The 25,285-nt window shown below is 71.1% G+C and carries 21 protein-coding genes and 4 tRNA genes; 17 read left to right on the forward strand and 8 right to left on the reverse strand.

Going from position 1 to position 25,285, the window contains the following annotated elements; translation table 11 throughout:
• Positions 1–79: 79 nt before the first annotated feature.
• Positions 80–1,648 carry a UDP-N-acetylglucosamine 1-carboxyvinyltransferase gene (locus tag ACIPV1_RS02230; RefSeq protein WP_185002989.1) on the reverse strand — a complete coding sequence of 523 codons (1,569 nt, stop codon included), beginning with the start codon at positions 1,646–1,648 and terminating at the stop codon, positions 80–82.
• Between the two features lie 107 nt (positions 1,649–1,755).
• Positions 1,756–2,703 (reverse strand): hypothetical protein, encoded by a 948-nt coding sequence (locus tag ACIPV1_RS02235; RefSeq protein WP_402725698.1) that lies wholly within the window; start codon positions 2,701–2,703, stop codon positions 1,756–1,758.
• A gap of 127 nt (positions 2,704–2,830) precedes the next feature.
• On the opposite strand from ACIPV1_RS02235, the gene ACIPV1_RS02240 reads away from it, so the two are divergent.
• From ACIPV1_RS02240 to csrA, 13 genes are all read left to right on the forward strand, one after another.
• Positions 2,831–3,112 (forward strand): flagellar FlbD family protein, encoded by a 282-nt coding sequence (locus ACIPV1_RS02240; RefSeq protein WP_123339574.1) that lies wholly within the window; start codon positions 2,831–2,833, stop codon positions 3,110–3,112.
• A gap of 1 nt (position 3,113) precedes the next feature.
• Complete coding sequence (locus ACIPV1_RS02245; RefSeq protein WP_402725699.1) at positions 3,114–3,944, forward strand: motility protein A; 831 nt, start codon at positions 3,114–3,116, stop codon at positions 3,942–3,944.
• Position 3,945: 1 nt separating this feature from the next.
• Positions 3,946–4,875 (forward strand): flagellar motor protein MotB, encoded by a 930-nt coding sequence (locus ACIPV1_RS02250; RefSeq protein ID WP_402725700.1) that lies wholly within the window; start codon positions 3,946–3,948, stop codon positions 4,873–4,875.
• 88 nt (positions 4,876–4,963) lie between these two features.
• On the forward strand, positions 4,964–5,842 hold the full coding sequence (locus ACIPV1_RS02255) for a flagellar motor switch protein FliM (protein WP_123292756.1): 879 nt from the start codon (positions 4,964–4,966) through the stop codon (positions 5,840–5,842).
• Positions 5,842–6,546, forward strand: coding sequence for a flagellar motor switch protein FliN (gene fliN / locus ACIPV1_RS02260; protein ID WP_123292757.1), 705 nt, complete (start codon positions 5,842–5,844; stop codon positions 6,544–6,546). The genes ACIPV1_RS02255 and fliN overlap by 1 nt, the downstream gene beginning before the upstream one ends.
• A gap of 7 nt (positions 6,547–6,553) precedes the next feature.
• Entirely contained in the window at positions 6,554–7,081 is a 528-nt protein-coding gene (locus tag ACIPV1_RS02265) for a flagellar biosynthetic protein FliO (RefSeq protein WP_123938086.1), read from the forward strand.
• Positions 7,078–7,896, forward strand: a complete 819-nt coding sequence (gene fliP, locus ACIPV1_RS02270) for a flagellar type III secretion system pore protein FliP (RefSeq protein WP_132100406.1) — start codon at positions 7,078–7,080, stop codon at positions 7,894–7,896. Before ACIPV1_RS02265 ends, fliP begins: the two co-directional genes overlap by 4 nt.
• 9 nt (positions 7,897–7,905) lie before the next feature.
• A complete protein-coding gene (gene fliQ, locus ACIPV1_RS02275) occupies positions 7,906–8,181 on the forward strand; it encodes a flagellar biosynthesis protein FliQ (protein WP_111084131.1) in 276 nt (91 codons plus the stop codon).
• Positions 8,181–8,939, forward strand: coding sequence for a flagellar biosynthetic protein FliR (locus tag ACIPV1_RS02280; RefSeq protein ID WP_123339580.1), 759 nt, complete (start codon positions 8,181–8,183; stop codon positions 8,937–8,939). The genes fliQ and ACIPV1_RS02280 overlap by 1 nt, the downstream gene beginning before the upstream one ends.
• Positions 8,940–8,945: 6 nt before the next feature.
• Positions 8,946–10,139: a flagellar biosynthesis protein FlhB gene (locus ACIPV1_RS02285; protein ID WP_131920247.1), complete on the forward strand. Its 1,194-nt coding sequence runs from the start codon at positions 8,946–8,948 to the stop codon at positions 10,137–10,139.
• Positions 10,136–12,190, forward strand: a complete 2,055-nt coding sequence (locus ACIPV1_RS02290; protein ID WP_402725701.1) for a flagellar biosynthesis protein FlhA — start codon at positions 10,136–10,138, stop codon at positions 12,188–12,190. Before ACIPV1_RS02285 ends, ACIPV1_RS02290 begins: the two co-directional genes overlap by 4 nt.
• On the forward strand, positions 12,165–13,097 hold the full coding sequence (locus tag ACIPV1_RS02295; protein WP_402725702.1) for a hypothetical protein: 933 nt from the start codon (positions 12,165–12,167) through the stop codon (positions 13,095–13,097). The genes ACIPV1_RS02290 and ACIPV1_RS02295 overlap by 26 nt, the downstream gene beginning before the upstream one ends.
• 4 nt (positions 13,098–13,101) lie before the next feature.
• The gene (csrA, locus tag ACIPV1_RS02300; RefSeq protein WP_402725703.1) at positions 13,102–13,377 is read left to right on the forward strand and encodes a carbon storage regulator CsrA; all 276 of its coding nucleotides are present in this window, start codon (positions 13,102–13,104) and stop codon (positions 13,375–13,377) included.
• Between the two features lie 253 nt (positions 13,378–13,630).
• Here csrA and ACIPV1_RS02305 read toward each other — a convergent pair whose 3' ends face one another.
• Positions 13,631–15,766, reverse strand: a complete 2,136-nt coding sequence (locus ACIPV1_RS02305) for an acyl-CoA dehydrogenase (protein ID WP_402725704.1) — start codon at positions 15,764–15,766, stop codon at positions 13,631–13,633.
• A gap of 215 nt (positions 15,767–15,981) precedes the next feature.
• Between ACIPV1_RS02305 and ACIPV1_RS02310 the strand changes: the two genes are divergently transcribed.
• Complete coding sequence (locus tag ACIPV1_RS02310) at positions 15,982–17,445, forward strand: peptide MFS transporter (RefSeq protein WP_123938080.1); 1,464 nt, start codon at positions 15,982–15,984, stop codon at positions 17,443–17,445.
• Positions 17,446–17,646: 201 nt separating this feature from the next.
• Here the strand turns inward: ACIPV1_RS02310 and ACIPV1_RS02315 are convergent, their stop codons facing one another.
• The 5 genes from ACIPV1_RS02315 to ACIPV1_RS02335 all read right to left on the reverse strand — a co-directional run bounded on the left by ACIPV1_RS02315 (position 17,647) and on the right by ACIPV1_RS02335 (position 24,159).
• Positions 17,647–17,946: a hypothetical protein gene (locus ACIPV1_RS02315; protein WP_123292766.1), complete on the reverse strand. Its 300-nt coding sequence runs from the start codon at positions 17,944–17,946 to the stop codon at positions 17,647–17,649.
• Between the two features lie 363 nt (positions 17,947–18,309).
• Complete coding sequence (locus ACIPV1_RS02320) at positions 18,310–21,675, reverse strand: ATP-binding protein (protein ID WP_402725705.1); 3,366 nt, start codon at positions 21,673–21,675, stop codon at positions 18,310–18,312.
• On the reverse strand, positions 21,672–22,460 hold the full coding sequence (locus ACIPV1_RS02325) for a DUF4194 domain-containing protein (protein WP_131880009.1): 789 nt from the start codon (positions 22,458–22,460) through the stop codon (positions 21,672–21,674). The genes ACIPV1_RS02320 and ACIPV1_RS02325 overlap by 4 nt, the downstream gene beginning before the upstream one ends.
• Entirely contained in the window at positions 22,457–23,986 is a 1,530-nt protein-coding gene (locus ACIPV1_RS02330) for a DUF3375 family protein (protein ID WP_123938077.1), read from the reverse strand. Before ACIPV1_RS02330 ends, ACIPV1_RS02325 begins: the two co-directional genes overlap by 4 nt.
• Positions 23,987–24,086: 100 nt before the next feature.
• A tRNA-Val gene (locus ACIPV1_RS02335) sits at positions 24,087–24,159 on the reverse strand.
• A 359-nt stretch (positions 24,160–24,518) separates the two neighbouring features.
• Here ACIPV1_RS02335 and ACIPV1_RS02340 point away from each other — a divergent pair.
• The 3 genes from ACIPV1_RS02340 to ACIPV1_RS02350 all read left to right on the forward strand — a co-directional run bounded on the left by ACIPV1_RS02340 (position 24,519) and on the right by ACIPV1_RS02350 (position 24,869).
• Positions 24,519–24,590: transfer RNA gene (locus ACIPV1_RS02340), tRNA-Gly, on the forward strand.
• Between the two features lie 82 nt (positions 24,591–24,672).
• A tRNA-Cys gene (locus ACIPV1_RS02345) sits at positions 24,673–24,746 on the forward strand.
• Positions 24,747–24,794: 48 nt separating this feature from the next.
• Positions 24,795–24,869: transfer RNA gene (locus tag ACIPV1_RS02350), tRNA-Val, on the forward strand.
• The last annotated feature ends 416 nt before the right edge of the window (positions 24,870–25,285 follow it).

Below are 25,285 nucleotides of genomic sequence, written 5' to 3' on the forward strand. Positions count from 1 at the left end.
GTCGATCCGCGCAGAACGGGTGACGGCCCGTCCCCACTTGCGGGGACGGGCCGTCGGGTCACGCGGGCAGGCGGTCGCCTCAGTCGTGGAACGTCTCGATGGACGCGCCGAGGGAGTTCAGCCGTTCCTGCAGCTGCTCGTAGCCGCGGGCGATGATGCCCACGTTCCGCAGGACGCTCTCGCCCTTCGCCGCGAGCATCGCCAGCAGGATGACCACCGCGGGGCGGAGGGCCGGCGGGCAGCTGATCTCGGCACCCGAGAAGTGCGTCGGACCGGTGACGTCCAGGCGGTGCGGGTCGCGCAGGGTGACGCTCGCGCCGAGACGGGTCAGGTCGAGCAGGTGGATCGCCCGGCCCTCGTAGACCCAGTCGTGCACGAGCGTGGTGCCCTCGGCCATCGCGGCGATGACGACGAAGAACGGCAGGTTGTCGATGTTCAGCCCGGGGAACGGCATCGCGTGGATCTTGTCGATCGGGGCGTGCAGCTCGGACGGGTGCACGGTGATGTCGACCAGGCGGGTGCGGCCGTTCGCGGCGGGGTACTCGTCGGTGACGTCGAACCGCAGGCCCATCTCGGCCAGGGTCGCGAGCTCGATCTCGAGGAACTCGATCGGCGCTCGGGTGACGGTGAGCGTGGAGTCGGTGACGATGCCGGCGGTCAGCAGGCTCATGGCCTCGACCGGGTCCTCGCTCGGCCAGTAGTCCACGACCTCGTCGATGCGGCTCTTGCCGGTGATGCGGAGCGTCGTGGTGCCGATGCCCTCGACCTGCACCCCGAGCAGCTCGAGGAAGAAGCAAAGGTCCTGCACCATGTAGTTGGGGCTGGCGTTGCGGATGACGGTCTCGCCGTCGCGGGCGGCCGCGGCGAGGATCGCGTTCTCGGTGACGGTGTCGCCGCGCTCGGTGAGGACGACGGACTTCGTGGGGACGTCCTGGTTCGCGACGCCGACCTCGTACCAGCCGGAGGTCGCCTCGACGTCGACGCCGAAGGGGCGCAGCGCGATGAGGTGCGGCTCGACCGTGCGGGTGCCGAGGTCGCAGCCACCGGCGTACGGGAGCCGGAAGGACTCGTACCGGCCGCTGAGCGGGCCGAGGAACATCAGGACGCTGCGTGTGCGGCGGGCGGCGTCGGCGTCGATCGCGTCGAGGTGCAGGTCGGACGGTGCGACGATCTCGAGGGTCTCGCCGTCCTCGGACCACGTGACGCTCGCGCCGAGGCTGCGGAGCACGTCGATGATCCGGTCGACCTCGACGATCCGGGCGACCTTGTGCAGGCGGGTGACGCCGCGGTTGAGCAGCGAAGCGCAGAGCAGCGCGACGGCGGCGTTCTTGCTCGAGTTGACGGCGATGGACCCGCTGAGCTTCCGCCCTCCCTGCACGCGCAGGTGGGCACGCTGCGGGGCGCCGCCGATCGAGACGATCTGCTGGTCGAGGGCGTCGCTGATGCGGGTGAGCATCTCGAGGGACAGGTTCTGGCCGCCCTGTTCGATGCGGTTGATCGCGCTCTGGCTGGTGCCGACGCGTTCGGCGAGCTGCGCCTGGGTCATGCTGCGGCCCTTGCGGGCGCCCCGGATGAGGGCACCGACCTCGCGGAGCGGGGCGGCGGATGCCGGGGTGGCCGGCGAGACGACGGTGGTGGTGTCGGACATGGCGCCAACGTAACACGCTCATGAGATAAAACGACTGGAGAACGACACACGTTGCTCGTCTCGAGGTCTCGAATACATCACAGCTGAGAATTCGGGGGACGAGATGGTCAGTCGTGTCGTCGCCAGACCCCGGAGTTCCCGGGCCGCGACCACGCCGCCCACATGCCGGTCCCGAGTTCGTGGTCGGTGAGCCAGTAGGCCGAGTCCGGCGTCCAGCCGGCGACGACGCTCGCACGGTCGTCATCGACCGTCACCGCGTCTCCCGAGGTGCGCAACCACCCCGAGACGGTGAGGTGGACGACGTCGTACTCGGCGGCCACCGCGTACCAGTCCGGCAGCACCCAGGTGCCCTGGCGCCCCGTCGCCAGCTGCCAGTCGTTCCGTCGGGTGGTCGTGGTCACGTCGAGCGGCCAACGACGGCACAGCGCAGCCCAGTCGTCCGGACCGTCGACGGTGAACACGCGGGCAGCAGCGTCGGCCGGTGCCGGCCGGGCACGGGCGTGTCCGTGGCCGAAGGAGTCCTCCACCGCCCACAGCGCGAGCGGACCGGCGGACGGGAAGGGTGCCCGGGTCGTCTGCACCAGCGGCCACGGTGGGGTGGTCCACCAGTCGCCGCTCGTCACGCCGGGATCGCCCTGGGCGACCTCGCCACGCACCGCACGGGCCCAGTCGCGGAGCGCCTGCCCGGGGCTCGGGCGAGGCGCCTCCTCGTCCTCGTCGTCGAACTCGACGGTCCACGCGCCGCCCTGCGGCTCGGCGAGCTGCCGGACGACCGGACTGTCCACCGCCCAGCGCGCCATCCGGGTCAGCGCCGGCCGCAACTCGGGACGGCTGAGGAGCGCATCCGTCGCATCCGCCGGCTGCCACCAGAGCGCGCTGTCCGCGGTCGACTCGAGGGCCACCACGACGTCGTCCTCTGTGGGGACCGACAGGGACACCGCGGCGAGTGCGCCCGCCGCGGCGGCGGGGTCGTCGGGCTGCTGGACGCCGCTGACGAGTTCGAGGCAGAACCGTCGTCCCCGCGGGTGGTCGAGCAGGTCTGCTGCGGTGATCACCGGACCAGGCTAGTGACCGCCGCTAACGCGCCGGCCCCACCCGCCGATAGACCTCCGTGCAGGCCCACGGACGGGCAGCATCCCGCCCCACGGACGGCGGCGGGACGATCGAGAACCAGGACGGGCCATGATCGTCGTCACACGACTCAACGGCAGCGCATTCGCTGTCAACCCCGACCTCGTGGAGCGCATCCACGAGACGCCGGACACGACGCTCATCATGGTCGACGGGGCGAAGTACATCGTCCGCGAGTCCATGGCCGACGTCATCGACCTGATCGCCGGGTACCGCGCTCGCATCGTCGGCATGGCCTACGGCACCGACCTGCCGAACACGCGGAACGCCACCGGCCCCCAGCCGACGCTCGCCGCGGTCGCACCCCTCCGCACGCAGGACGGGGGTCGCTGACGTGGACATCGCGACGATCATCGGGATCCTGCTCGCCTTCGGCGCCCTGTTCGGCATGGTCGAGATGGAGCACGTCGAGCTCGCCGGGCTGTTCCTGCCCGCGCCGATGCTGCTCGTGTTCGGAGCCACCATCGGCTGCGGGATCGCGAGCACCACGCTGAAGGACGCCATCGCGAGCTTCAAGGCCGTCCCGAAGGCGTTCACCGGCAAGGTCACGCCACCGCAGTCGGTCATCGACGACGTCGTGGGCCTGGCGGAGACGGCTCGGTCGAACGGTCTGCTCGCCCTCGAGCAGGAGGCCGACAAGCACGACGACCCGTTCATGAAGAAGGCGCTGCAGAACATCGCGGACGGCACCGACGGCGACGAGCTGCGGATCCTGCTCGAGGACGAGATCGAGTCGAACGCGGCCCCCACGCGCAGTGCGAGTGCGTTCTTCATGGGTCTCGGCGGCTTCGCTCCGACGGTCGGCATCATCGGCACCGTGGTGTCCCTGACCCACGTGCTCGCGAACCTCGGCAAGCCCGACGAGCTCGGTCCCCTCATCGCGAGTGCGTTCGTCGCGACCCTGTGGGGCCTGCTCACCGCGAACTTCATGTGGCTGCCGATCGGCGGCAAGCTCCGGAAGCTCGCACAGCTCGAGTCGGACCGCCAGACGCTCCTGATGGAAGGGCTGCTCGCGGTCCAGGCCGGCAGCCAGCCGCGCCTGCTCGGTGAACGTCTCAAGGCGATGGTGCCGCCGGCAGCGCGCACCGACACCTCGAAGGGCAAGGCCGGCAAGAACAAGCAAGACGCCGACGCCGACGCCGACGACCAGCAACTGGCGGCCTGACGTGAGCGCCAACCCACGAGGGCGCGGCCGCGGTCGTGCGAAGAAGGGCCACGACGAGGCCGAGCACCCCGACGAGCGCTGGATGGCGTCGTACATGGACATGATCACGGTGCTGATGTGCATGTTCCTGGTGCTGTTCGCCATGTCGACGGTCGACCAGGAGAAGTACATCGCCCTGAAGAACTCCCTGGCGACGGGCTTCGGCGAGGTGAAGTCGCAGAAGGTCGACACCGCCAGCGGCACGGTGGTGACGAAGGACCAGGTCGAGGACGGCTCCGGGTACTCGACTGACAAGTCGCAGGCCGACCACTCGACGGCGTCGTCCGGCACGAAGGACACCAACGTCGACCCCGCGTCGACCGTCGTGCCGGTGACCGCGACGAAGCAGGACCTCGCCGACGCCCAGAAGGAGCTCGACGACCTCACGGCGATCGAGCAGGCGATCAAGCAGAACCTCGCGAAGGCGGGGCAGACCGCGAACGTGCAGTTCACGGTCGACGCCCGTGGCCTGATCGTCCGGCTCGTCGGCAGTGAGACCTACTTCGGCACGAACAGCGCGGACCTGTCCGACCAGGCGAGGTCGATCATGGACGCGATCGCACCGGTCCTGCAGACGAGCCACCACGACGTCAGCGTCGAGGGGCACGCCGACCAGCGGAGCTCGACGGCGCCGTACGCCACCAACTGGGAGCTCAGCGCGGCCCGGGCGACGGGGGTGCTGCGCGACCTGGTCGAGCGTGGCGGGATGCCGGGCGACCACGTGCAGAGCGTCGGCTTCGGGTCGAGCCGGCCGCTCGCGAAGGGCGGGACCGACCAGGACCTCGCCCTGAACCGACGGGTCGACATCGTGGTCCTGTCGAACGCCGACCAGGACGTCAGCGCGCTGATGCCGGCACTGGCGAAGGCGCAGGACGGAGCACGCCAGGGCTGACGCACGATCGACGGGGCTGGAGACCCCGCATCCCCAGTACGGGGTACAGCACTGACGGGTGCCGCACAGGCGACCGATAGACGCACCCGTGACCGAGACCCTGCCAGCGCCCGAGGTGTACGACTTCGCGCGCCCGTCGACGCTCGCCCGCGAGCACGCCCGGGTCCTCGAGCTCGCGTTCGAGACCTTCGCGCGGCAGTGGGGCACGCAGCTCACCGCGAAGGTGCGTGCCGTCAGCCAGGTCACCTGCGAGCAGGTGCAGATGGTGACGTACGACGAGTACGCCGCCTCGCTGCCCGCGCTCACCGGCATGGTGCTGCTGCCGATCGCGGACGTCGTCCCGAAGGGCGTCCTGCAGGTCCCGCTCGACGCCGCGCTGACCTGGGTCTCGCACGCCCTCGGCGCGTCGAAGCCGCTGCCGACCCCGGAGCGCACCTTCACGCCCATCGAGCAGGCCCTCGTGCGCAAGATCGTCGAGGACGCCCTCGACGATCTCCGCTACTCGTTCGGCGGGTTGCTCGCGCACGACGTCACGGCTGGTGGCTTCCAGTTCAACTCGCAGTTCGCCCAGGCCGCCCAGAAGGGCGACCTGATGATCGTCGCGGCGTTCTCGATCCGCGTCGGCGACCGCGTCGCCCCCGGCACGCTCGCGCTGCCCGCCGAGGCCGTGCTGCCGCAGCTCGGCGAGGCCGCCGCGCACGTGTCGCCCGCCGACGCCCAGGCCCTGCTCGACGCGCAGCTCGCGGGCGTCCCCGTCGGCGTCAGCCTGCGCTTCGCCCCGGCGACGGTCCTGCCCACGCAGGTGCTCCGGCTCGCGGTCGGCGACGTCCTGCCGCTGCCGCACCCGCAGCACCGCCCCCTCACCATCGCGGTCGACGGTGAACCCGTCGGCACCGCCGCGGTCGGCGCGAACGGCTCGCGCCTCGCCGGCATCGTCGTCACCACCACGAGCACGGAGCAGCACTGATGACCGAAACGACCACCCTCCAGACCACCGCGGCCGAGTCGCTCGCGGCGCAGCTCCCGACGGCCGTCCCGCTGGGTGCGTTGCTGCTGCCGGGAGGCGCGACCCCGGTCGTGCTCGAAGCGGCGACCGACGCCGTGGTCGCGTCGTTCGTCGGCGGCCTGTCGGCCGATCTGGCCCTCGTGCTCACCGACCTCGAGGCCGTGATCGCTGCCGGCGGCACCGACCACGGGATCGTGGCCGTCACCGACGTGCTGCGTCCGTCGCTCGAGGCCGCCGCGTCCGTGCTCGGCGTGGGGGTCCTCGGCGAGGCGAGCCGCGAGTCGGCGGCGGCGCTGCTGGCCGACCCCGACACGGTGGTGTTCGAGCTGACCGCCGGTGGTGTCCCGAGCGGCTGGTTCGGCATCCGGGTGCGCGAGCACGGCACGGTCTCCGCCGCCGCGCCCGTCGGGGTGCCCGCCGGCAACCTCGGCCGCATCAACAACGTCGAGATGACCCTGACCGTGGAGATCGGTCGCACCCGCATGTCGGTCCGTGACGTGCTCGGCATGGAGCCCGGCGCGGTCGTCGAACTCGACCGCAGCGCCGGTGCGCCCGCCGACGTCCTGCTGAACGGTCGCCTCATCGCGCACGGCGAGGTCGTCGTCGTCGACCAGGACTACGCCGTCCGGATCACCCGCATCCTCGACGTCGCCGAATCCCTCTGAGCCCCGCGTGGACACCCTCCTCATCACGCTCCGCGTCGCGCTGTCGCTCGGCGTCGTGCTCGCCCTCATGTGGGTGCTGCACCGTGCCAGCAAGAAGCGCTTCGCCGGCAAGACCTCCGGGCGCCGTGCGGCGACCGTCGAGGTCGTCGGTCGCCAGGGCCTCGGCGGCAAGGCGAGCGTCGTGGTGGTGGACGTCGAGGGGGAGCGCCTGGTGCTCGGGGTGTCGGAGCAGGGCGTCAGCCTGTTGACGAGCGGGCAGGCGCCCGCTCCTGAGCTCACCATCGTGACCGGACCCGTGCAGCTGCCCGTGCGTCCCGCCCCGTCGGCCGACGCGTTCGGTCAGGAACTGACACTGCAGACGGACGCAACCGAGAGCCTCCCGGCCGACGCGGCGACGCCGCTGCCGATGCGCCCGCGCAACCGTCGTCCGCAGCGCACCACGGTGCCGACCGCGCAGCAGCTGCAGGGCTCGATCCTGTCGGTCGACACCTGGCGGCAGGCGGCCGCCGCCCTGCGGAACCGGCGCGCCGGGTGACCGCGGTCCGCACCGGACGCACCGCCGCCCTCGTCCTGCTCGGGCTGGCGGTCGTCGCCGGCTTCCTCATGCTCACCGCGACCGGTGCCCACGCCGCCGGCGTCGTCGAACCCACCGCCCCCGCGACGCCGACCGCTCCCGCGAACGGCGACTTCAGCGTCAGCGTGAACGGCCCGGACGGCACCCCGTCGTCGGCCGTCGTGACGCTCATCGGCATCACGCTGCTCAGCGTCGCCCCGGCGCTCATGCTCATGATGACGTCGTTCACGAAGATCTTCGTCGTCCTCGCGATGACGCGGAACGCCCTGGGCCTGCAGTCGATCCCACCGAACCAGGTGATCGCGGGCCTGGCGCTGTTCCTGTCGCTGTTCGTGATGGCGCCGGTGCTCGGGCACATCAACGACGACGCCCTGCAGCCCTACCTGGCCGGCCACCTCGACTTCGACCAGGCCGTCGAGATCGGCACGAAGCCGCTCCGGACCTTCATGCTGCACCAGACCCGTGACGAGGACGTCGCCCTGATCACCCGCGCCGCAGGGCTCGACAACCCGAAGTCGATGGCCGACGTGCCGATGACGACCGTCATCCCGGCGTTCATCATCTCGGAGCTCCGCAGCGCGTTCATCATCGGGTTCGTCATCTTCATCCCGTTCCTGGTGATCGACCTCGTCGTCTCGGCGGCACTCATGTCGATGGGCATGATGATGCTCCCGCCGGTCATGATCTCGCTGCCCTTCAAGATCCTGCTCTTCGTCCTGGTCGACGGCTGGGGCCTCATCATCACGTCGCTCATCGAGAGCTACCACGTTGTCTAGGGGGCAGGCATGAACCAGCAGGCCGTCATCGACCTGGTCCTCCAGGCGCTCCTGGTCGCGGGCAAGCTCGCCGCTCCGGTGCTCGTCACGTCGCTCGTCGTCGGGTTCGCGATCTCGCTGTTCCAGTCCGTGACCCAGATCCAGGAGGTCACGCTCTCGTTCGTGCCGAAGGCCGTCGCCGTCGCGATCGCCCTGGTCGTCTGCGGAAACTGGATGATCTCGGAGATGGTGGCGTTCACGCACGTCGCCTTCGACATGATCCCGAAGCTCCTCGGCAGCGGCTGATGGAACTCGCGATCAACGCCGACCGTCTGGAGGCGACCATGCTCGCCGGCGTCCGGCTCGTCGCGTTCTTCGTCATCGCGCCGCCGTTCTCGTACCGGGCGTTCCCCGGAACCGTGAAGGTGATCCTCGGGCTCGGCCTGGCGATCGGCGTCGCCCCGCGCGTCGCCGTCGGCTACGAGTCGCTCGACACCGGGCCCTTCCTGCTCGCGCTGCTCACCCAGCTCGTCGTCGGGCTGTCGCTCGGCTTCCTCGTGTTCCTGGTGTTCGCCGCGGTGCAGTCCGCCGGTGCGCTCATCGACCTGTTCGGCGGGTTCACGCTCGCGCAGGCGTTCGACCCGCAGTCGCAGGTCAACGGCGCCCAGTTCACCCGGCTGTTCCAGATGGCGGCGCTCGCGCTCCTGTTCACCTCGGGCGGGTACCAGCTCATCGTCGGTGGGCTCGTGCGGTCCTTCGACGCCGTGCCCCTCACCGGCAGCTTCGCGGTCGACGGTCTGGCCCACCTGCTCGTGGCAGCGATGTCGCAGATGTTCCTGGCGACGCTGCAGATCGCCGGGCCGCTGGTGGTCGTGCTGTTCCTGGCGGACGTCGGCCTCGGGCTGCTCACCCGCGTCGCACCGGCCCTCAACGCGTTCCAGATGGGGTTCCCGATCAAGATCGGGCTGACCGTCCTGTTCGCCGGAGCGCTCTTCATGGCCCTGCCCTCGGTGGTGTCGTCGCTGACCGGTGACGCCGTCCAGGCGATCACGGGACGGGGGTGAGGCGCCGTGTCCGACAGTGGTGAGAAGTCCGAGAAGGCCACCCAGAAGCGCATGCAGGAGGTCCACCGGAAGGGCCAGCTCGGCCGGTCCCAGGACCTCGGTGCGTGGATCGGCATCGCCGTCGTCGCCCTCATGGTGCCGTCGATGATCGGCAACGCGGCGGCCGCCGGTACGGCACAGCTCGTCGCCGTGCAGTCCGTCATCGCGAACCCGACGATCGGCACCATGAACCACCTGTTCGGCGACGCGATGGCCAGCGTCGGCGCGACCCTCGGCCCGATGCTCGCGGTGGTGCTCGTCGCCGTCACCGCGGCCGCCGTCGCGCAGGGCGGGGTGCACATCCGCAAGCTCGCGCCCGAGGCGTCGCACTTCGACCCCATCGCGGGCCTCAAGCGCGTGTTCGGCGTCCAGGCGCTCTGGAACGGGGCGAAGGCGCTGCTGAAGACCACCGTCGTCGGCCTCGTGCTCTGGTTCGCCGTGCAGGGCCTGATGCCCGTGCTCATGACCAGCGGCTCGCTGCCGTTGTCCGCCGTGCTCGAGGCCGCAGCGGACGGCGCGGGCACCCTGCTCCGCGCCGCGATCGCCGCCGGGCTCGTCCTCGCCGCGATCGACGTGCTCGTGGTCATCCGCCGCAACCGCAAGCGCACCATGATGACCAAGCGCGAGGTCAAGGACGAGCAGAAGAAGAGCGACGGCGACCCGCTCGTCAAGGGTCAGCGCCGCTCCCGCCAGCTCGCGATGAGCCGCAACCGGATGATCCAGGCGGTCGGCACCGCTGACGTCGTCATGACGAACCCGACCCACTACGCCGTCGCGCTCAAGTACGAGCCGGGCAAGGCCGCACCGCGGGTGGTCGCGAAGGGCGCCGGGCCCGTCGCCGACGTCATCCGTGCCCGGGCGGAGGAGGACCGTGTGCCGATCGTGCGCGACGTCCCGCTCACCCGAGCGCTGCACGCCGCGTGCGAGCTCGGGCACGAGATCCCCGTCGACCTGTACACGCCGGTCGCCCGGGTGCTGTCGTTCGTGATGGCCCTGAAGGCCCGCGGTGCAGCGGCCGGCACCCACGCACCACCGAGGCCGACCACGCCCGACGAGGTGGCGAGCGTCATCGACCCGGCCACGCTGACCGGTGACCTCCGCCCCCGCAAACTCCGCGCACCGCGCATCGCCGAGACCCCGACCGAAGGACTCCCCGCATGAACCGCAAGGACCTGCCGAAGCTCGTCGTCCCGGTGTTCATCGTCGGCATCATCCTGCTGCTGATCCTGCCGGTGCCGTCGTTCCTGCTCGACTTCCTGATCATCATCAACATCCTGCTGGCGTTGGTGATCCTGCTCACGACGCTGTTCGTGAAGAAGCCGCTCGACTTCTCGGTGTTCCCGTCGCTGCTGCTCGTCGCGACGCTGTTCCGCCTCGGCCTGAACGTGGCGTCGACCCGGCTCGTGCTCGGCGAGGGCTTCGCCGGCGACGTCATCCAGGCGTTCGGCCACGTCGCCGTGTCCGGGTCGATCATCATCGGCGCGGTGATCTTCCTGATCCTCATCGTCATCCAGTTCGTCGTCGTGACGAAGGGTGCCGAGCGCGTCGCCGAGGTCGGGGCACGGTTCACCCTCGACGCCATGCCCGGCAAGCAGATGGCGATCGACGCCGACCTGAACGCGGGGCTCATCACCGACCAGCAGGCGAAGGACCGCCGCGCCGCGGTCTCCGCCGAGGCGGACTTCTACGGCGCGATGGACGGCGCCTCGAAGTTCGTCAAGGGCGACGCGATCGCCGGCATCCTGATCATCATCATCAACCTGGTCGGCGGCATCGCGATCGGCATGCTGCAGAACGGGCTGTCCGCCACCGACGCCCTGTCGAAGTACGGCATCCTGACGATCGGCGACGGCCTCGTCACGCAGATCCCGGCCCTGCTCATGGCGGTCTCCACCGGCATGATCGTCACGCGCTCCGGCGCGGAGTCCGAGATGGGTGCCTCGGCCGCCACCCAGCTCTCGCAGTCGCGCAACGCCCTGATGATCGCCGGCGTCGCCGCCATCGCGATGGGGTTCATCCCCGGCATGCCGATCCTGCCCTTCCTGCTCGTCGGTGCGACCCTGCTGTTCACCGCGTGGCGCATCGGCCGGAACGCCGCGAACGCCGAGTCGGCCGCCGCCGAGCAGCAGGCCCTCGAAGCCGCCGCTCCCTCCGGCGACACCCCCGAGGACCTCATCGAGCAGATGCGCGTGCACGCCCTCGAGATCCTGCTGGCGCCCGACCTGGTCGACATGGTGTCCGGCGCCTCCGACGACCTGCTCGGCCGGGTCCGTGCCCTCCGTCGCAAGATCGCGGTCGACATGGGCATCGTCGTGCCGCCGGTCCGCACCCGCGACAGCATCGACCTGCCGCCGTCGACCTACGCCATCCGGATCGCCGGCGTCGAGGCCGGCCGCGGCACCGCCCCGGCCCGCAGCGTCCTGGCGCTCGGCGACCACCTGGACGGCCTGCCGGGCACCTCGACGGTCGAGCCGGTGTTCGGCCTGACCGGCAAGTGGGTGCCCGCCGAACTCCGGCACGCCGCCGAGATGACCGGCGCCACGGTGATCGACCGGGTGTCCGTGCTCGTCACGCACCTGCAGGCCGTCATCGGCGACAACGCCGCCCGCCTGCTCACCCGAGAGGACGTCAAGGTCCTGACCGAGGGCGTCAAGCAGGTCAACCCCGCCGCGGTCGAGGAACTCGTGCCGGGCATGCTCTCGATGGCCGAACTCCAGCGCGTGCTGCAGGGCCTGCTCGCCGAACGCGTGCCGATCAACGACCTCGGCCGGATCTGCGAAGCGCTGACCCTGCGCGCCAAGGCCTCCACCGACCCCGAGGGGCTGGTCGAGGCCGCCCGCGCAGGACTCGGCCCCGCCCTCGCCGCCCGGTACACCGACCAGGGCACCCTGCGCGTCATCATGATCGACCCGCTGCTCGAGCAGTCGATGCTCGAGGGCCTGCGACCATCCGAACAGGGCAGCCAGATCGTCCTCGACGCCCACCGCATCGAGCAGGTCCTGGGCTCCGTCCGCGATGCCGTGCGCAGCATCGAGGACCAGGGCCTGTCCGCCGTTCTCGTCTGCGCCCCGCAGCTCCGCCCGGCCGTGCACCGCATGGTCGCCGCCCAGTCGAACGGGCTCCCGGTGCTGTCGTACCAGGAGGCCACCGCCGCGGGCTCCACCATCGAGACCGTGGGAGTGGTCCGTGCCGCCGACCCGATTGCAGCGTAACGGCGCGACGCTCGACGAGGTCCGCGACGCCGTCCGGACCGAGTTCGGCGCGGGTGCACGGATCGTCGCCGCCGAGCGGGTCACCACGCCGGGCATCGGCGGGCTGTTCCGCAAGGCCCACGTCGAGGCCACCGTCGAGGTGCCGGAACCGGGGGAGACCCCGACCGCACGCGTCGTGATCGCCGACTCACCCGTCCAGCGGATCGGCATCGCGGCGCTGCTCGCCGACGCCGACGCGGCCGAGGCCCGCATCGCGCGCGGTGACGGCACCCAGGCCACGCGTGCCGACGCGTTCGCGTCGGTGCTCGACGGCTTCGTGGCGGACGGGATCACGGGGAGCGCCCCGCGCCCGACGCGCGCCCTGCCCGGAGCGGACGGGCCTGCGGACGTCGACCCGCGCCTCCAGGCCGTCACCGACACCCTGCCAGGAGGCCCGACCACCGTCCCCGACGTCGCGCCCGGCCGGCGCGCGGCCCGGTCCACGGCGCCTGCCGCGCGGTCTGCTGTCCCGGCAGTGCGGTCTGCTGACGGTGACCTGGTCCTGTTGGTCGGCCGGGCGAACGACGTCGACGCCGCGGCCGGGCTGTTCGCCGTCCGCCACGCGCTGCGGCCGACCGACGCCGCCGACCGGCGGTCCGCCATCCTCGCCCGCGCCGACGGCGTGCGCGACGGCCACGCGGTGCTCGCCGTCGCCGCGTGGGACGACCGGGCGACCGGCGAAGGGATCGAGGCCGACCAGGTCTGGGTGGTCGTCGACGTCGGACGGAAGCCCGAGGACACCGCGGCCATGGTGTCCGCGGTGGCCGCACGGCTGCCGGTGGCCGGTGTCGTCGCGATCGGCGCGGGGGAGACCGCCACGCCGGAGTCCGTCGACCTGCTGGGGGTCCCCGTCCTGTCGCTAGGCTGAGCGGGTGCTGGTACTCACGCGGAAGGTCGGCGAGCGGATCCTCGTCGGTGACGACATCGTCATCACGGTCCTCGACGCCCGGGGCGACGGCGTCCGGATCGGCATCGACGCACCACGCGGGGTGAAGATCCAGCGTGAAGAGGTCGTGCGGGCGGTCGCCGAGGCGAACGCCGAGGCCGCTGCGGCTGCCGGCGCGACCGGTGCCTCCGGCGACGACGCCGAGGCACGGCTGCGTGCCGCGCTCGGCGGGTCCACCCAGCCGACGGACCCGACCGAGTAGTCGCTGGCGGGCGCGGGCTGCGCGTCCGGGTGCGGTCGTCGTCGCACCGTTGTCGGCGAGCGCACCCTGTGGCGAGCGCGCCCCGTGGCGGGCATCGCGCCCCGACTCTTCAGGGCGCGACGACGCTGGCAGGGCGCGGACCGGACGGAACGACGGTCCTCGTGAGTGGCGCTGTGGACGCGCGCTCGGTGGAGCGGGGCCGGCGGGGACGACCCGACCCGTGCCTCCAGGCCGGACCGTCCGCACCGGGCGGCTACGCGCGGGGCTTCTTCTCCTGTTCGGGGAGTCGTCCTGCTGCCGCCTCGGCGGCGAACCACGCACGGGCCTCGTCCTGGCGCGCCTGCTCCTCGCCGAGCGCGATCGGCGCCCGCACGTGGCCGGGTTCGTAGCCGAAGGTCTCGATGAGCTGCGGGACCACCGGACGGAGCCGCGCCACGAGCCGGTCGATCGACGCCGACACCGCACGGGCACGCTGCGCGCTCAGACGGCCGTGCACCAGGTACCAGTCGAGGTGCTGCTCGAGCAGCCCGAGCGCGAACAGGTCGCGCAGCCACACGAGGACCCGGCGGGTGTCGCCCTCGGGGACCGCGTCGAGCCCCTCGGTGAAGGCGTCCCACTGCATGAGTTCCGCGTGGGCGCGTGCGGCCTCGATCAGCTCGTGCTGCGACCGGTTCAGGAGCACGGCCTGGCGGGCGCGGTCCTTGCCGGCGGTGTTCAGCCGGAGCCCGATCTCGGTGACCATCGTGTCCACGCGGCCGGCGAGCAGCGCGCGCTGCGTGGCGGGGTCGTGCAGGTCCGTGACGCTCGCGGCGAGCGACCCGCGGTCGGCGACGGTCTGGCCCAGGCGACGGAGGCCCGAGGCGTCCGCGAGCTTGGCGCCCACCTGCGAGGCGACGAACTTGGCGGTCGACGCAGCGTCGCGCGGCGCCCGCTTCCGGAAGTCGGTGAGCAGCCGCTTGCCGACGAGCTGCAGGAGGACGGTGTTGTCGCCCTCGAACGTCACGTAGACGTCGAGGTCGGCGCGCAGGCTCGTCAGGCGGTTCTCGGCGAGGAAGCCCGCGCCGCCGCAGGCCTCACGGCACTCCTGCAGGGTGTCGAGGGCGGACCACGTCGACAGCGACTTGAACGCGGCGGCCTGGGTCTCCAGGTCCTCGCGGCGCTCCGGGGTGTCGGCGCGCCCGCTGAACACGTCGTCGAAGGTGCGGAGCAGCTGCTCGTGCGCGAACGACTGCGCGAACACCGTCGCCAGACGGGGGATCAGTCGGCGCTGGTGCCGGCCGTAGTCGAGCAGGACGCCCTCGACACCGCCCGCCGTCGGGAACTGCCGGCGCTGCATCGCGTACATCAGCGCGATCTGCAGCCCGATCTTCTGGGCGACGACCGCGGCACCGTCGAGCGACACGCGGCCCTGCACCAGGGTGCCGAGCATCGTGAAGAAGCGGCGTCCGGGCGAGTCGATCGGCGAGCTGTAGGTGCCGTCCTCGGCGACGTCGCCGTAGCGGTTCAGCAGGTTCGTGCGGGGGACGCGGACGTGGTCGAAGTGCAGCCGGCCGTTGTCGATGCCGTTCAGGCCGCCCTTGACGCCGTCGTCCTCGCCGCCGACGCCCGGCAGGAACGCGCCGTCGTCGTCACGGAGCGGCACGTAGAACGCGTGCACGCCGTGGTCGACGCCCTGGGTGACGAGCTTCGCGAAGACGACGGCCGCCTTGCCGTGCAGGGCCGCGTTGCCGATGTAGTCCTTCCACGCCCCGCGGAACGGCGTGTGCACGACGAACTCCTGCGTGGCGGGGTCGTACGTGGCCGACGTGGCTATGTTCTGCACGTCCGAACCGTGGCCGGTCTCGGTCATGGCGAAGCAGCCGGGAACGTCGAACCCGATGATGCCGGGCAGGAACTCCTCGTGGTTCCGTGCGGTCCCGAGGTGGTGCACCGCGGAGCCGAACAGGCCCCACTGCACGCCGGCCTTGATCTGCAGCGACGGGTCGGCGGTGGTGATCTCCTCGAACGCCGCCAGGTTGCCGCCGTGGTTGTCCTGGCCGCCGAGCTCGGGCGGGTAGGGGCGCTGGATGGCTCCGGCGTCGACCAGGATCTGCAGCTGCTCGAACGCGCGGGCACGGTGCTCGATGGTGCCGAGTCCCTCGGTCTTGTGCAGTGCGGGGTCGAGCACGAGGCGGCGGGAGATCCGGCGGTCCTCGGCCCAGCGGCCGAGCAGGAGGGTCTCGACCATGTCGACGTCGATGCGGATGTCGGTGTGCTTGCTCGGGTTGTCGCTCGTGTGCTTGCTCGCGTTCTCGCCCGATTCTTCGCTGGCGTTCGTGCCCGGGTTCACGCCGGCGTCGTGCTTCGCCGTGGGCGTGCCGGTGTGCTGCGCGGATGCGGTGTCGACCATGGTCGGAGTCCTCCTGAACTGCGGTGTCCGGTGTTGCGCTCCCCACGCTAGACACCACCGCCGGGAGCCGGCGGAACGCCGTGCGGGCCGCACAACGCTGCCCGGCACGGACCGACCACGATGGTGGGAACCCTCCAACTGCACGCGTCGATCGATTTGATGAGCACCCATCAACGATTGGGCGCGCCACCGGCCCGCGGGGCAGACTGGCCGACATGTCAGGCTCCACCACGGGACACGATCCCAAGCCCAAACGCACCTTCTTCGGACAGCCGTTCGAGCTGTCGACGCCCTTCGCGGTGGAGCTCTGGGAGCGCTTCTCGTTCTACGGCATGCAGGGCATCGTCCTGATCTACATGTACTACACGGTCACGCAGGGCGGCCTGGGGATCGACAAGGGCATCGCGACCGGGATCATGGGCGCGTACGGCGGCGCCGTGTACCTGTTCACGATCATCGGCGCGTGGATCGCCGACCGGCTGCTCGGTGCCGACCGCACACTGTTCGGCAGCGCGATCGTCGTCATGCTCGGCCACATCGCCCTGGCGCTCATCCCCGGGGTGGCCGGCGTGGGCGTCGGGCTCGTGCTCATCGCGCTCGGGTCCGGCGGACTCAAGGCGACCGCCACGACGATCGTCGGTGGGCTCTACAGCCGCGAAGACCCCCGCCGTGACGCCGGGTTCTCGCTGTACTACCTCGGCGTCAACCTCGGTGCGTTCTTCGGGCCGCTCCTGACCGGGCTGCTGCAGAGCTCGCTCGGCTTCCACTACGGCTTCGGGCTCGCCGCCGTCGGCATGGCAGCCGGCCTGGTCCAGTACGCCATCCGTCGGAAGAACCTGCCCGACACGGTCCGCCACGTCACGAACCCGGTCGATCGCCGACGCTTGCCGCTGATCGGCGTCGGGGTCGTCGTCGCCCTGGTCGTGATCGCGGTCGCCGTCCTGACCGGGCTGCTGAACGTCGGCAACCTGCCCACCGTGGTCGTCGCGATCGTGATCCTCGCGACGATCGGGTACTTCGTCGTCATCCTGACGAGCGGCATCACGGCGCAGGAGCGCTCGCGGGTGTTCGCGTTCATCCCGCTCTTCATCGGCAGCGCCGTGTTCTGGTCGCTCTACCAGCAGCAGTTCACCGTCGTCACGGTGTACTCCGACGAGCGACTGAACCGCTCGCTCTTCGGGTGGGAGATGCCGGTCTCGTGGGTGCAGTCGATCAACCCGGTCTTCATCATCGTGCTGTCCGGGGTCTTCGCGGCGCTCTGGACCAAGCTCGGCGACCGACAGCCGTCCACCCCGACGAAGTTCGGCCTGGGCACCGGCATCATGGGCGTCGCGTTCCTGCTGTTCCTGCCCTTCGTCGGCTCGGGCCAGAACGGCACGCCGCTGCTCGCCCTGGTCGGCATCCTGCTCGTCTTCACGCTCGCCGAGCTGCTGCTGTCACCCGTCGGCCAGTCCGTCGCCACGAAGCTCGCGCCGCCGAAGTTCCAGACGCAGATGGTCGCGCTGTTCTTCCTGTCGGTGTCTCTCGGCACCGCGGTCACCGGAGTGCTGTCGCAGTACTACGACCCGGCGAACGAGGCACCGTACTTCGCCGTGCTCGGTCTCGTTGCCGTCGCGGTCGGCGTGGTCCTGCTCGTCCTGGCCAAGCCGGTCCTGAAGCTCATGCGCGGTATCCGCTGATCCGTCGCGGCATCCGTTGATCCGTCGCGGCATCCGCTAACCTGAGGGAAGCCACACGGCCGAAGCAACCAAGGAGTCACCCCATGCTCGAACTCATCGCCGGCATCATCATCGGCATCGGCGTCCTCGGTGGTGTGGGCTGCTGCATGGCGGTCGCCGCCATGATGAAGAGCGGCTCCGAAGAGTACTGAGCCCGCTGGGCTACTCGCCGCTGCCGGTCGTGATCGGCACCAACTGACGACTCAGGACGGTCGCGCGCTCGAAGGGGCCGCGGCCGTCCTTCGTGTACACGGGCTCCTCGAACGCGACGGTCCACGACAGCGGTTCGCCGACGCCGGGGTAGCCGACGATCTGGTTGCCGCCAGGAGCCACGATCACACCGATCGGCTCGTCGGCCCACCGCTCGCCGCCCTCCGCGGAGTCGATGACCTGCACGAGCGCACCGATGCCGAGGCCGGGGGCGTCGTCGGGGCGGGGCTTGGGGGAGCGGCGTCCGAACACGGCATCACCGTAGCGGCGAGTGGTCAAGGATCGTCTGTGCGGCGCCTGTCGACACGCTGACGAAGCACCCGCCGGGTGGCCACGACATCCCGTCGGCCGTGCTCCGAGTGGTCGCAGGCCGTCGGCGGCGGCGCCGCCAGGCGACGCATCGTGACCAGTGCGCGAAGGTGAGCAGGGTGTTGCGACCGGCAGGACGACGGCCGGGAGGCCCGTGGCGGGCTCGCCCCGCGCCTCCAGGCCGTCGCCGGGCGCCCCCACAGCGCGTGCCGGGTGGTCAGGACACCCCGCCGGTAGCGCGTTGAGTGGTCACCAACTGTCGGCGGCGCCGCCGCCATCCGACAGTTCGTGACCTCTCGGCAAGCGTCAGGCGTCGGCGGGGACCCGGGCGATCTCGGTGATGGACGAGTGACCGGTCTCGGGGTGCTTGCGCATCGAGAGCAGCCGCTCCATCGAGGGCTCGAGCGCCGTGACCTTGTCGAGCGGCGCACTCACGACCAGCTGGAACCCGAGCCGGAGCCACGCGGTGACGGCACGGCCGGCGAACTCCGAGTCCGCCTTGATGAACGCCTCGTCGAGGAACACCGGGGCGAACCGCGGCCGGGGCCGGGTCTCGTCGCCGAGCTGGTAGCGGAGCGCCGCACCGACGATGAACGCCACGAGCTCCTGCGTCTCACCACCGGACTTGTCACCGAGCGACGAGTACACACCGAGGTCGTTGCCCGACGTGTCGTAGCGGACCGCCGTGATCTCCATGTGCCGCCGGACGTCGAGCACGGCGTCGCGCTGCGTGGTGCGGCCACGGGCGGCGTCCGGGTCGGGGCGGATGACGGCCATGAAGCGCCGGAGCCGACGGAACCGGGTCTCGAGCACGTCGTCGGTCAGCTCGGCGTCGACCGAGGCGGACAGGGCGCGGAGCTCGCGGCGGAACGCGGTGACGTCCTCGCGGGTGACCCGCCGGATCTGGATCTTCAGACGGTCGCGGTTGGCGCCGAACGGCAGGTCCCGCAGGATCTCGTTGACCGGTTCGAGGCGCTCCTCGATCTCGACGACGGCCCGGTCGAAGGCCCCGGCGAGCGGCACGAGGTCCTCGCCGCTCCACTGCGACAGCCGCCGACGCCACTCGGTGCGGCGGGCGTGCAGGCCGGTCGCGACGATCTGGTCGAGGATGGCGTGGTAGTCCGGGTACGACGCGACGCCGGTGCCGAGGTTCGGGTCCGGCCAGGCGTCCTGGTAGCGCTGGAACGTGAGCGTCAACGACGTCGAGGCCGCTGCGGCACCGTCGAGTGCCTGCGACAGCCGCTCCTCGAGGCGTCGCCGGAGCCGTCGGGTCGCGTCGTCGAAACCGTCCACACCGTCCGGTGCCCCGACCTCGGCGAACGTCTCGGCGAGGAGTCGCGACTGCTCGTCGTCGGGCAACGACTCGGGGGTGTCGTCGAAACGCGACAGGATCTCGGCGGCGGCGTCCTGGCCGTCCACGAGCACGGCGTGCCGCTCCTCGAGGCGCTGCACGGAGAGCCGTGCGGCGGAGCGGCGGTCGGCGGTCTCGTCGAGCGACTTCCGCAGGCGGGCGACCGAGGCGCGCAGGGTCCGGAGGCCGTCGTCGGCGGCGAGGAGCGCCTGGCGTTCCTCGTCGAGGCGGGCGAGCGAGGTCTCGACGCCCTGGACGTCGATGGCGTCCCACGTCACGTCGACCACGTGCTGGTGCGCGGCGCGGAGGACGTCGAGCGCGGTGAGGTCCTGCGCGACGTCGGTGCGACGGGCCTCGAGCGTGGCGAGGTCCTGCGCGATCGACGCGAGCTCCTGCTCGACGGCGGCGACGCGGGCCTCGTTCGTGAAGCCGATGACGTTCGCCTGGCGGCGGTCACCGTGCGCACCACGTCGGCCGTCGCGGAGCTGCCCGGACTCGGTCACGCGTCGGCCACCACCACCGAGCTCCGAGGCGTCGGTGACGCAGCGGGCGTCGGTGCGGTCCGACTCGATCCGCTCCCGCACCCAGGTGCTGAACGGCGAGTGCTTGATCGCGAGCTTGCCGGAGACCATCGCGGGATCGCCGTCGAGGTCCAGGTGCGGTCCGGTCGGCACGCCCTCGAACTGCACGCGGACAGGCAGGCGGAGTGCGTCGATCGCCTCACTGAACGCACCGAGGCGGTCCTGGTCGACCAGCAGGGTGCGGGCGACGGGGGCCAGCACGGACTCGATCGCCGTGCGCCAGCGCTCCTCGCCGGGCTGCACGTCGAGCAGTTCGGCGACGAACGGCAGGTCGGCGGGGTCGATGCCGGCGGCCCGGGCCATCGCGAGCCGGGCCTCGTGCATCGGCAGGGGCATCGCGCCCTGACGGTGCTCGAGCGACTGCCGCTCCTGCCGCAGCGAGCGCTCCCGGTCGAGCAGCGGGTACTCCTCGCGCGTCAGGGCGTCGCGGCGGTCGTCCAACGACGAGCGCGAAGCAGCGTAGGAACCGAGGAACTCGTGCGAGCTGCGCTGCGCGGCAGTGAAGTCGGCCTCGGTCGCGACGGACGTGCCGAGCACCGCTGTGCGTTCGTCGAAGGTCGCCCGGGTCCGGACCACCGCGTCGCGCTCACGGGTGAGTCGCTCGATGCGGTCCTCGAGCTGGGCGAGCGCGTTGCCGCCCTGGTCGCGGAGCCGCGCCTCGGCGTCACGCAGCTCGATCTCCACTGCGGCGTGCCGGGCCTCGGCGGCGGCGACCTCGGCGCGGGAGGCGGTGCGCTCCCGGCCGTTGCGGTCCACCTCGGCGTCGAGCAGGTCCCGCTTCCGCGAGGCCGTCCAGTGCGCGAACGGGGAGACCTCGGCGCCGGTGGCGATGCCGTCCAGGGCCTCGGCCGCGGCCTTCGACCGTTCGATCTCGTCGTGCAGGTCGGTGATGGGGGAGAGGATGCGGACCTTGCGCTCCTCGGTGTCCATCGCCTCGTACGCCTCGTCGAGCGCGGAGAAGTGCGCGAGGGCGCGGTCGGCGGCCTCGTAGGTGCCCGGGGTCTCGAGCACGAGCGACTTGTACAGCGCGTCGACCGTCGGCAGGTGCTGCCCTGCCTGGATGCGTGCGAGCAGGCGCATCGCCCGGTTCCCGCCGCCGGAGTCGCCGATGCCGAGCCGGGTCTGCAGCGTGTACGCGAGCTCCTGGTAGGTGTCGCGGATCACGAGCCCGGGCACACGCCCGGTCAGCTCGAGGTGGTGGAAGCGCGTCGGCACGAACTCCTCGAGCCGGCGCAGGTCGAAGGTGTCGTCGACCGTCGCCATGGTCATCTGGATGTCGCCGACGCCGCGCGCACGCTTCGGCACGATGTACGCCCGCAGCACCGTGAAGCGCCGCTCGTCGTCGTTCCGGAACGTGACCGCGGCCGCGCCCCAGGTGGTCTGGTCGTCGCCGCGCAGGTTGACGTCGCGCAGTGCACCGGACTCGGGGTCACGGCGGGTGTCGACCTTGCCCCGCAGGTACGTGAGCAGGTTGCGCTGGTCGGCGCTGCGCGCGCGACCCGTCGTGGCGTCGTTCGAGGCGCCGTTGAACGGCACGTCGGACGGCATCATCACGGCCAGGTACGCGTCCATCAGCGTGGACTTGCCGGTGCCGGACGCGCCGGAGATGAGGGTCGCGGTGCCGGACAGCTCGACCTGCCGGTGGCCGTGGAACCCGCCCCAGTTGACGACCTGCATCGACTCGGCGCGCCACTGCGCGACCGTGTCGAACAGCGCGGGGATCTGGAAGGTGTCGGTCATGCTTCCGTCTCGCCGTCGTCGTCGGTGTCGGTCTCGGCTTCGCCGTCTGCCGGGAGGCCCGGGTCGGCTCCGTCGGTCGGCTCGCCACCCGGCGTGGCCGGGTCCTCCTGCGCGGTGGTGGTCCGCAGCCACGTGTCCAGTTCCAGCAGGCGCTCCAGGGGGAGCAGCACCTCGACGACGCTCGCCACCCGGAAACGGTCCGGGTCCGAGGTGCGGATCAGGATGCGCGCCGTGACGAGGCGTTCGACGGCCTTCGCCACCCGGCCCTCGTCGCGCGTGCGGTCGGTCGCGGTCGCCGGTCGGAACCCGGCGACGTGCCCGAGGATCTCCGCGCGGTCGACGACGACCTGGTCCGGACCCGGTCGGGCGTCGGCGCGCAGGCGCATCCGCAGGTAGACGAGGACGATCGTCTCCTCGCGGGTGTACGGCAGGTCGCGCAGCAACGTGGGGAACGTGCGGCGCTGGCTCTCCGAGCGGGCCTGGCGCTTCCACGCGACCTCGCGGTCACGGTCGACGTGCAGCTCGAGGAACAGGTCGTTCAGACGCGACCGCAACTGGTACTCGGCGTCGAGCACCGCACGCCACTCGTCGGGGTGCGTCCGGGAGCTGACGTACGAGTGCCGGAGCAGCGCCACCAGCGCGCGGCGCTGGTGCTCGTCGAGCCGGCCCTCGTCGCCCTCGAAGAGGGCGAAGCTGGACTCGTCGCGTTCGTCGTCCTGCACGACCGTTGCGGGGTCGTCGTACGGGACGGTCTCGTCGACCGGTGCCGGCGTCGTGTCGCTCACCGTGCCTCCTGTGCGTTGTCGTCGTGGGGATCGCCGACCGGCGCGTGCTCGGCAGCGAGCGCAGCGGTGGGCATGTGGAAGGTGACCGGGCTGCCGTCCGGGCGCACCGTGCGGTGCTCGGCGACGTGCGCGGCGGACTCGAAGTCGTCGCGTCCGGTGAGCAGGTGGGCGAGGCCGAACAGCTCGACCGGTCGACGCTGTTCGGGCGGCAGCCCGTGGAAGGCGTCGACGCTCGAGTCGGCCTCGGCGAACCGGAGCGCGGCTCGCAGCTCGGTCAGGAGCGGGCCGCCGTGCTTGCGGAGCATCTCGACGTCGAGGTCCTCGAAGACGTCGTCGTCGGGTTCCTCGATGGGTGGCGGCACCGACTCGGCGTCCGGGTCGTAGAAGCGCTCGCGCAGGGTGCCGACCTCGGCCGCCGCCGGCAGCAGCGGGAGCGGGATGCGGTCGCGCGCACCGCCCTGGTCCATGAGTGTCGCCAGGCCGCGGTTGATCGAGCGGATCACGGCGTCGAGCTCACGGTCGCGGACCACGTCGTGGGCGACGATCTGGTCGCGCAGTGTCGCGGTGAGCTGACGCCGCTGGGCGAGGACGTCCTCGATGCCCTGGCGCAGGATCGTCACGGTGTTGCGGAACGCGCGACGCTCACCGGCTCCGAGGCCGTCGGCGAAGGAGTGGGACAGGATCGTCGCGATGTCGTCGCGCAGGCGGAGCAGCAGGGCGTCGTCGCGCAGGAGCTCGAAGGCGCCCTCGAACGCGCGGCCCTCGGGCGTCGCCTGCATCAGGTTGTCGGTGCGTGCGAGGTAGTCGTCGAGGATCTCGCCGATCGGGCGGACCTCTTGTCGGAAGTCCTCGACGATCGAGCGGTGCATCGTCGCGACCGCCTCTTCCACGCGCTTGAAGTCGCTCGGGAGCTGCCGGATCAGGTCGGAGATGTTCGTGTACCCGTCGCGCATCCGGTCGTCCTCGACGGTGACGACGTCGTCGCCGTGCTCCAGGCGCTCACGCTCGGCCCGCAGTTCGGCGATCTGGGCGTCGATGCGGCGGATCTGCACGTCGGGGTCCGGCTCTGCGCGGGCGGCCCAGCGGTGCACGGCGTCGACGATCATCGCCAGCCGGCTCTCGCTGATCAGGGCGCGGTCGGCCGACAGGGCGTCGACGAGGCTCAGGGCCTCGAGCGCGTGACTGGTCAGCGAGTACTGCTCGTCGCCGTCGGGGGAGTTCGAGCGGACCAGCCACTGGGCCGCCACCCACTCACGGCAGAGGGCACGGCCGTTCGGTCGGGGGTCCTGCTCGCTCTGCTCGTGCTGTTCACTCGCGGGCACGCGTGCACCCGATGCCTGCAGGCGGGCGACGTGCTCCTCGACCTGCAGGTGCATCCGGTCGGCGGGGACGTACTGGACGTCGCGGTCGAACACCGTGCGGAACACGGCGAGGACCGTCGCGCTCGTCGGGCGGGACATGAGGCGCAGGGTCGGACGGTCGAGGACCGCTCGGACCCGGGCGAACTCGAGGTCGACGTCGGTCATGCGCCCCTTCGTCCGATCGTGCTGGTGGTGTCGCCCGCGTACTGCGGCCGGGTGAGATGACAAGAGCCCGACGCTGCTGCGTCGGGCTCTGTCTCAAGGGTGGGCGATACCAGACTCGAACTGATGACCTCTTCGGTGTGAACGAAGCGCGCTACCAACTGCGCCAATCGCCCCCTGCACTGTTCGTGCGAGTCGATAGTAGCGGAAGTCCGGCGGTGCATCGAACACGGCGCGCGCCCCGGGTGTGGCGCGCTGCGCGTGTGCAGCGGCGCACCGTGCGGCGTTGGGGCACGTTCGCACGGTGCGGCATTGGCGCCTCCGTGCGAGCTTGACCGCATGGTGCGGGCCTGAAAGCAGGCACGGAGCACGCAACCGCGCACCACATGGCGAAGACTGCGCCGTGCGAGGGGGCTCGAACCGGCCGGATCCGCATGAAATCGGGGGACACGCCCGGTGAACGCGAAGGATTTTGGTGGATGCCCCCGGGTTCGTATAGAGTTTACGTCGTCGCCGCGACAGCGGAAAGACAAGTGCGGATGTGGCGCAGTGGTAGCGCATCACCTTGCCAAGGTGAGGGTCGCGAGTTCGAATCTCGTCATCCGCTCGAGTGTGGGGCTTCTCGAAGTCCCACGACTCACCAGAGGGTATCCCACCGTTCGGGTACTCACGGAGACGTGAACCTCGATGGTGGGGTGGCCGAGAGGCTAGGCAGCGGCCTGCAAAGCCGTCCACGCGGGTTCGAATCCCGTCCCCACCTCCAGCAACACCCTCCAGATCCTGTGCGAACTCCGGTTCAGACAGGGAATCTGGGCGATTGGCGCAGCGGTAGCGCGCTTCCCTGACACGGAAGAGGTCACTGGTTCGATCCCAGTATCGCCCACCACCGAGAAGCCCCCGGCAGGACCATCAGGTCCGGCCGGGGGTTTTCGTGTTCCTGCGGCCACGTCCTCTGGTTCACGCAGGACACTCGGCACCGAGCTGGCACGTTCTGCTGTCCCACCGCATCGGAACCGCGCTGTCCCTCCGCGCGTCGCTCTCGCCCGATAGCCTCCTCCGCGTGAGCATCTCCGACTTCGACGTCGAGCCCAGAACCGGGTCGCGCTCCGGGGCGGTCTTGCTTGGAATCGCGAGCGCAATCGCCGGAGTTCTCGCGATCATCGGGTGGCCGTTGCCTGTCATCTCGTCGACACATGGCCGAGGTCAGCATGCTTGGGCACGGACCATCCGTGGGGTCCAAGACTGGTTCGCACACGACGGCTGGCGGATGTCCGGAGCATCGTGGATCTACGGTGCTTTCGC

The sequence above is a fragment of the Curtobacterium sp. NPDC089991 genome (genome assembly GCF_044748425.1).
Classification (GTDB): Bacteria; Actinomycetota; Actinomycetes; order Actinomycetales; family Microbacteriaceae; genus Curtobacterium.

Coding starts and splice junctions, on each gene's coding strand:
- ACIPV1_RS02290 (WP_402725701.1), top strand. CDS start 10,136: ATGAACCGCAAGGACCTGCCGAAGCTCGTCGTCCCGGTGTTCATCGTC.
- ACIPV1_RS02240 (WP_123339574.1), top strand. CDS start 2,831: ATGATCGTCGTCACACGACTCAACGGCAGCGCATTCGCTGTCAACCCC.
- ACIPV1_RS02280 (WP_123339580.1), top strand. CDS start 8,181: ATGGAACTCGCGATCAACGCCGACCGTCTGGAGGCGACCATGCTCGCC.
- ACIPV1_RS02230 (WP_185002989.1), bottom strand. CDS start 1,648: ATGTCCGACACCACCACCGTCGTCTCGCCGGCCACCCCGGCATCCGCC.
- fliN (WP_123292757.1), top strand. CDS start 5,842: ATGACCGAAACGACCACCCTCCAGACCACCGCGGCCGAGTCGCTCGCG.
- ACIPV1_RS02310 (WP_123938080.1), top strand. CDS start 15,982: ATGTCAGGCTCCACCACGGGACACGATCCCAAGCCCAAACGCACCTTC.
- ACIPV1_RS02320 (WP_402725705.1), bottom strand. CDS start 21,675: ATGACCGACACCTTCCAGATCCCCGCGCTGTTCGACACGGTCGCGCAG.
- ACIPV1_RS02330 (WP_123938077.1), bottom strand. CDS start 23,986: ATGACCGACGTCGACCTCGAGTTCGCCCGGGTCCGAGCGGTCCTCGAC.
- ACIPV1_RS02305 (WP_402725704.1), bottom strand. CDS start 15,766: ATGGTCGACACCGCATCCGCGCAGCACACCGGCACGCCCACGGCGAAG.
- fliQ (WP_111084131.1), top strand. CDS start 7,906: ATGAACCAGCAGGCCGTCATCGACCTGGTCCTCCAGGCGCTCCTGGTC.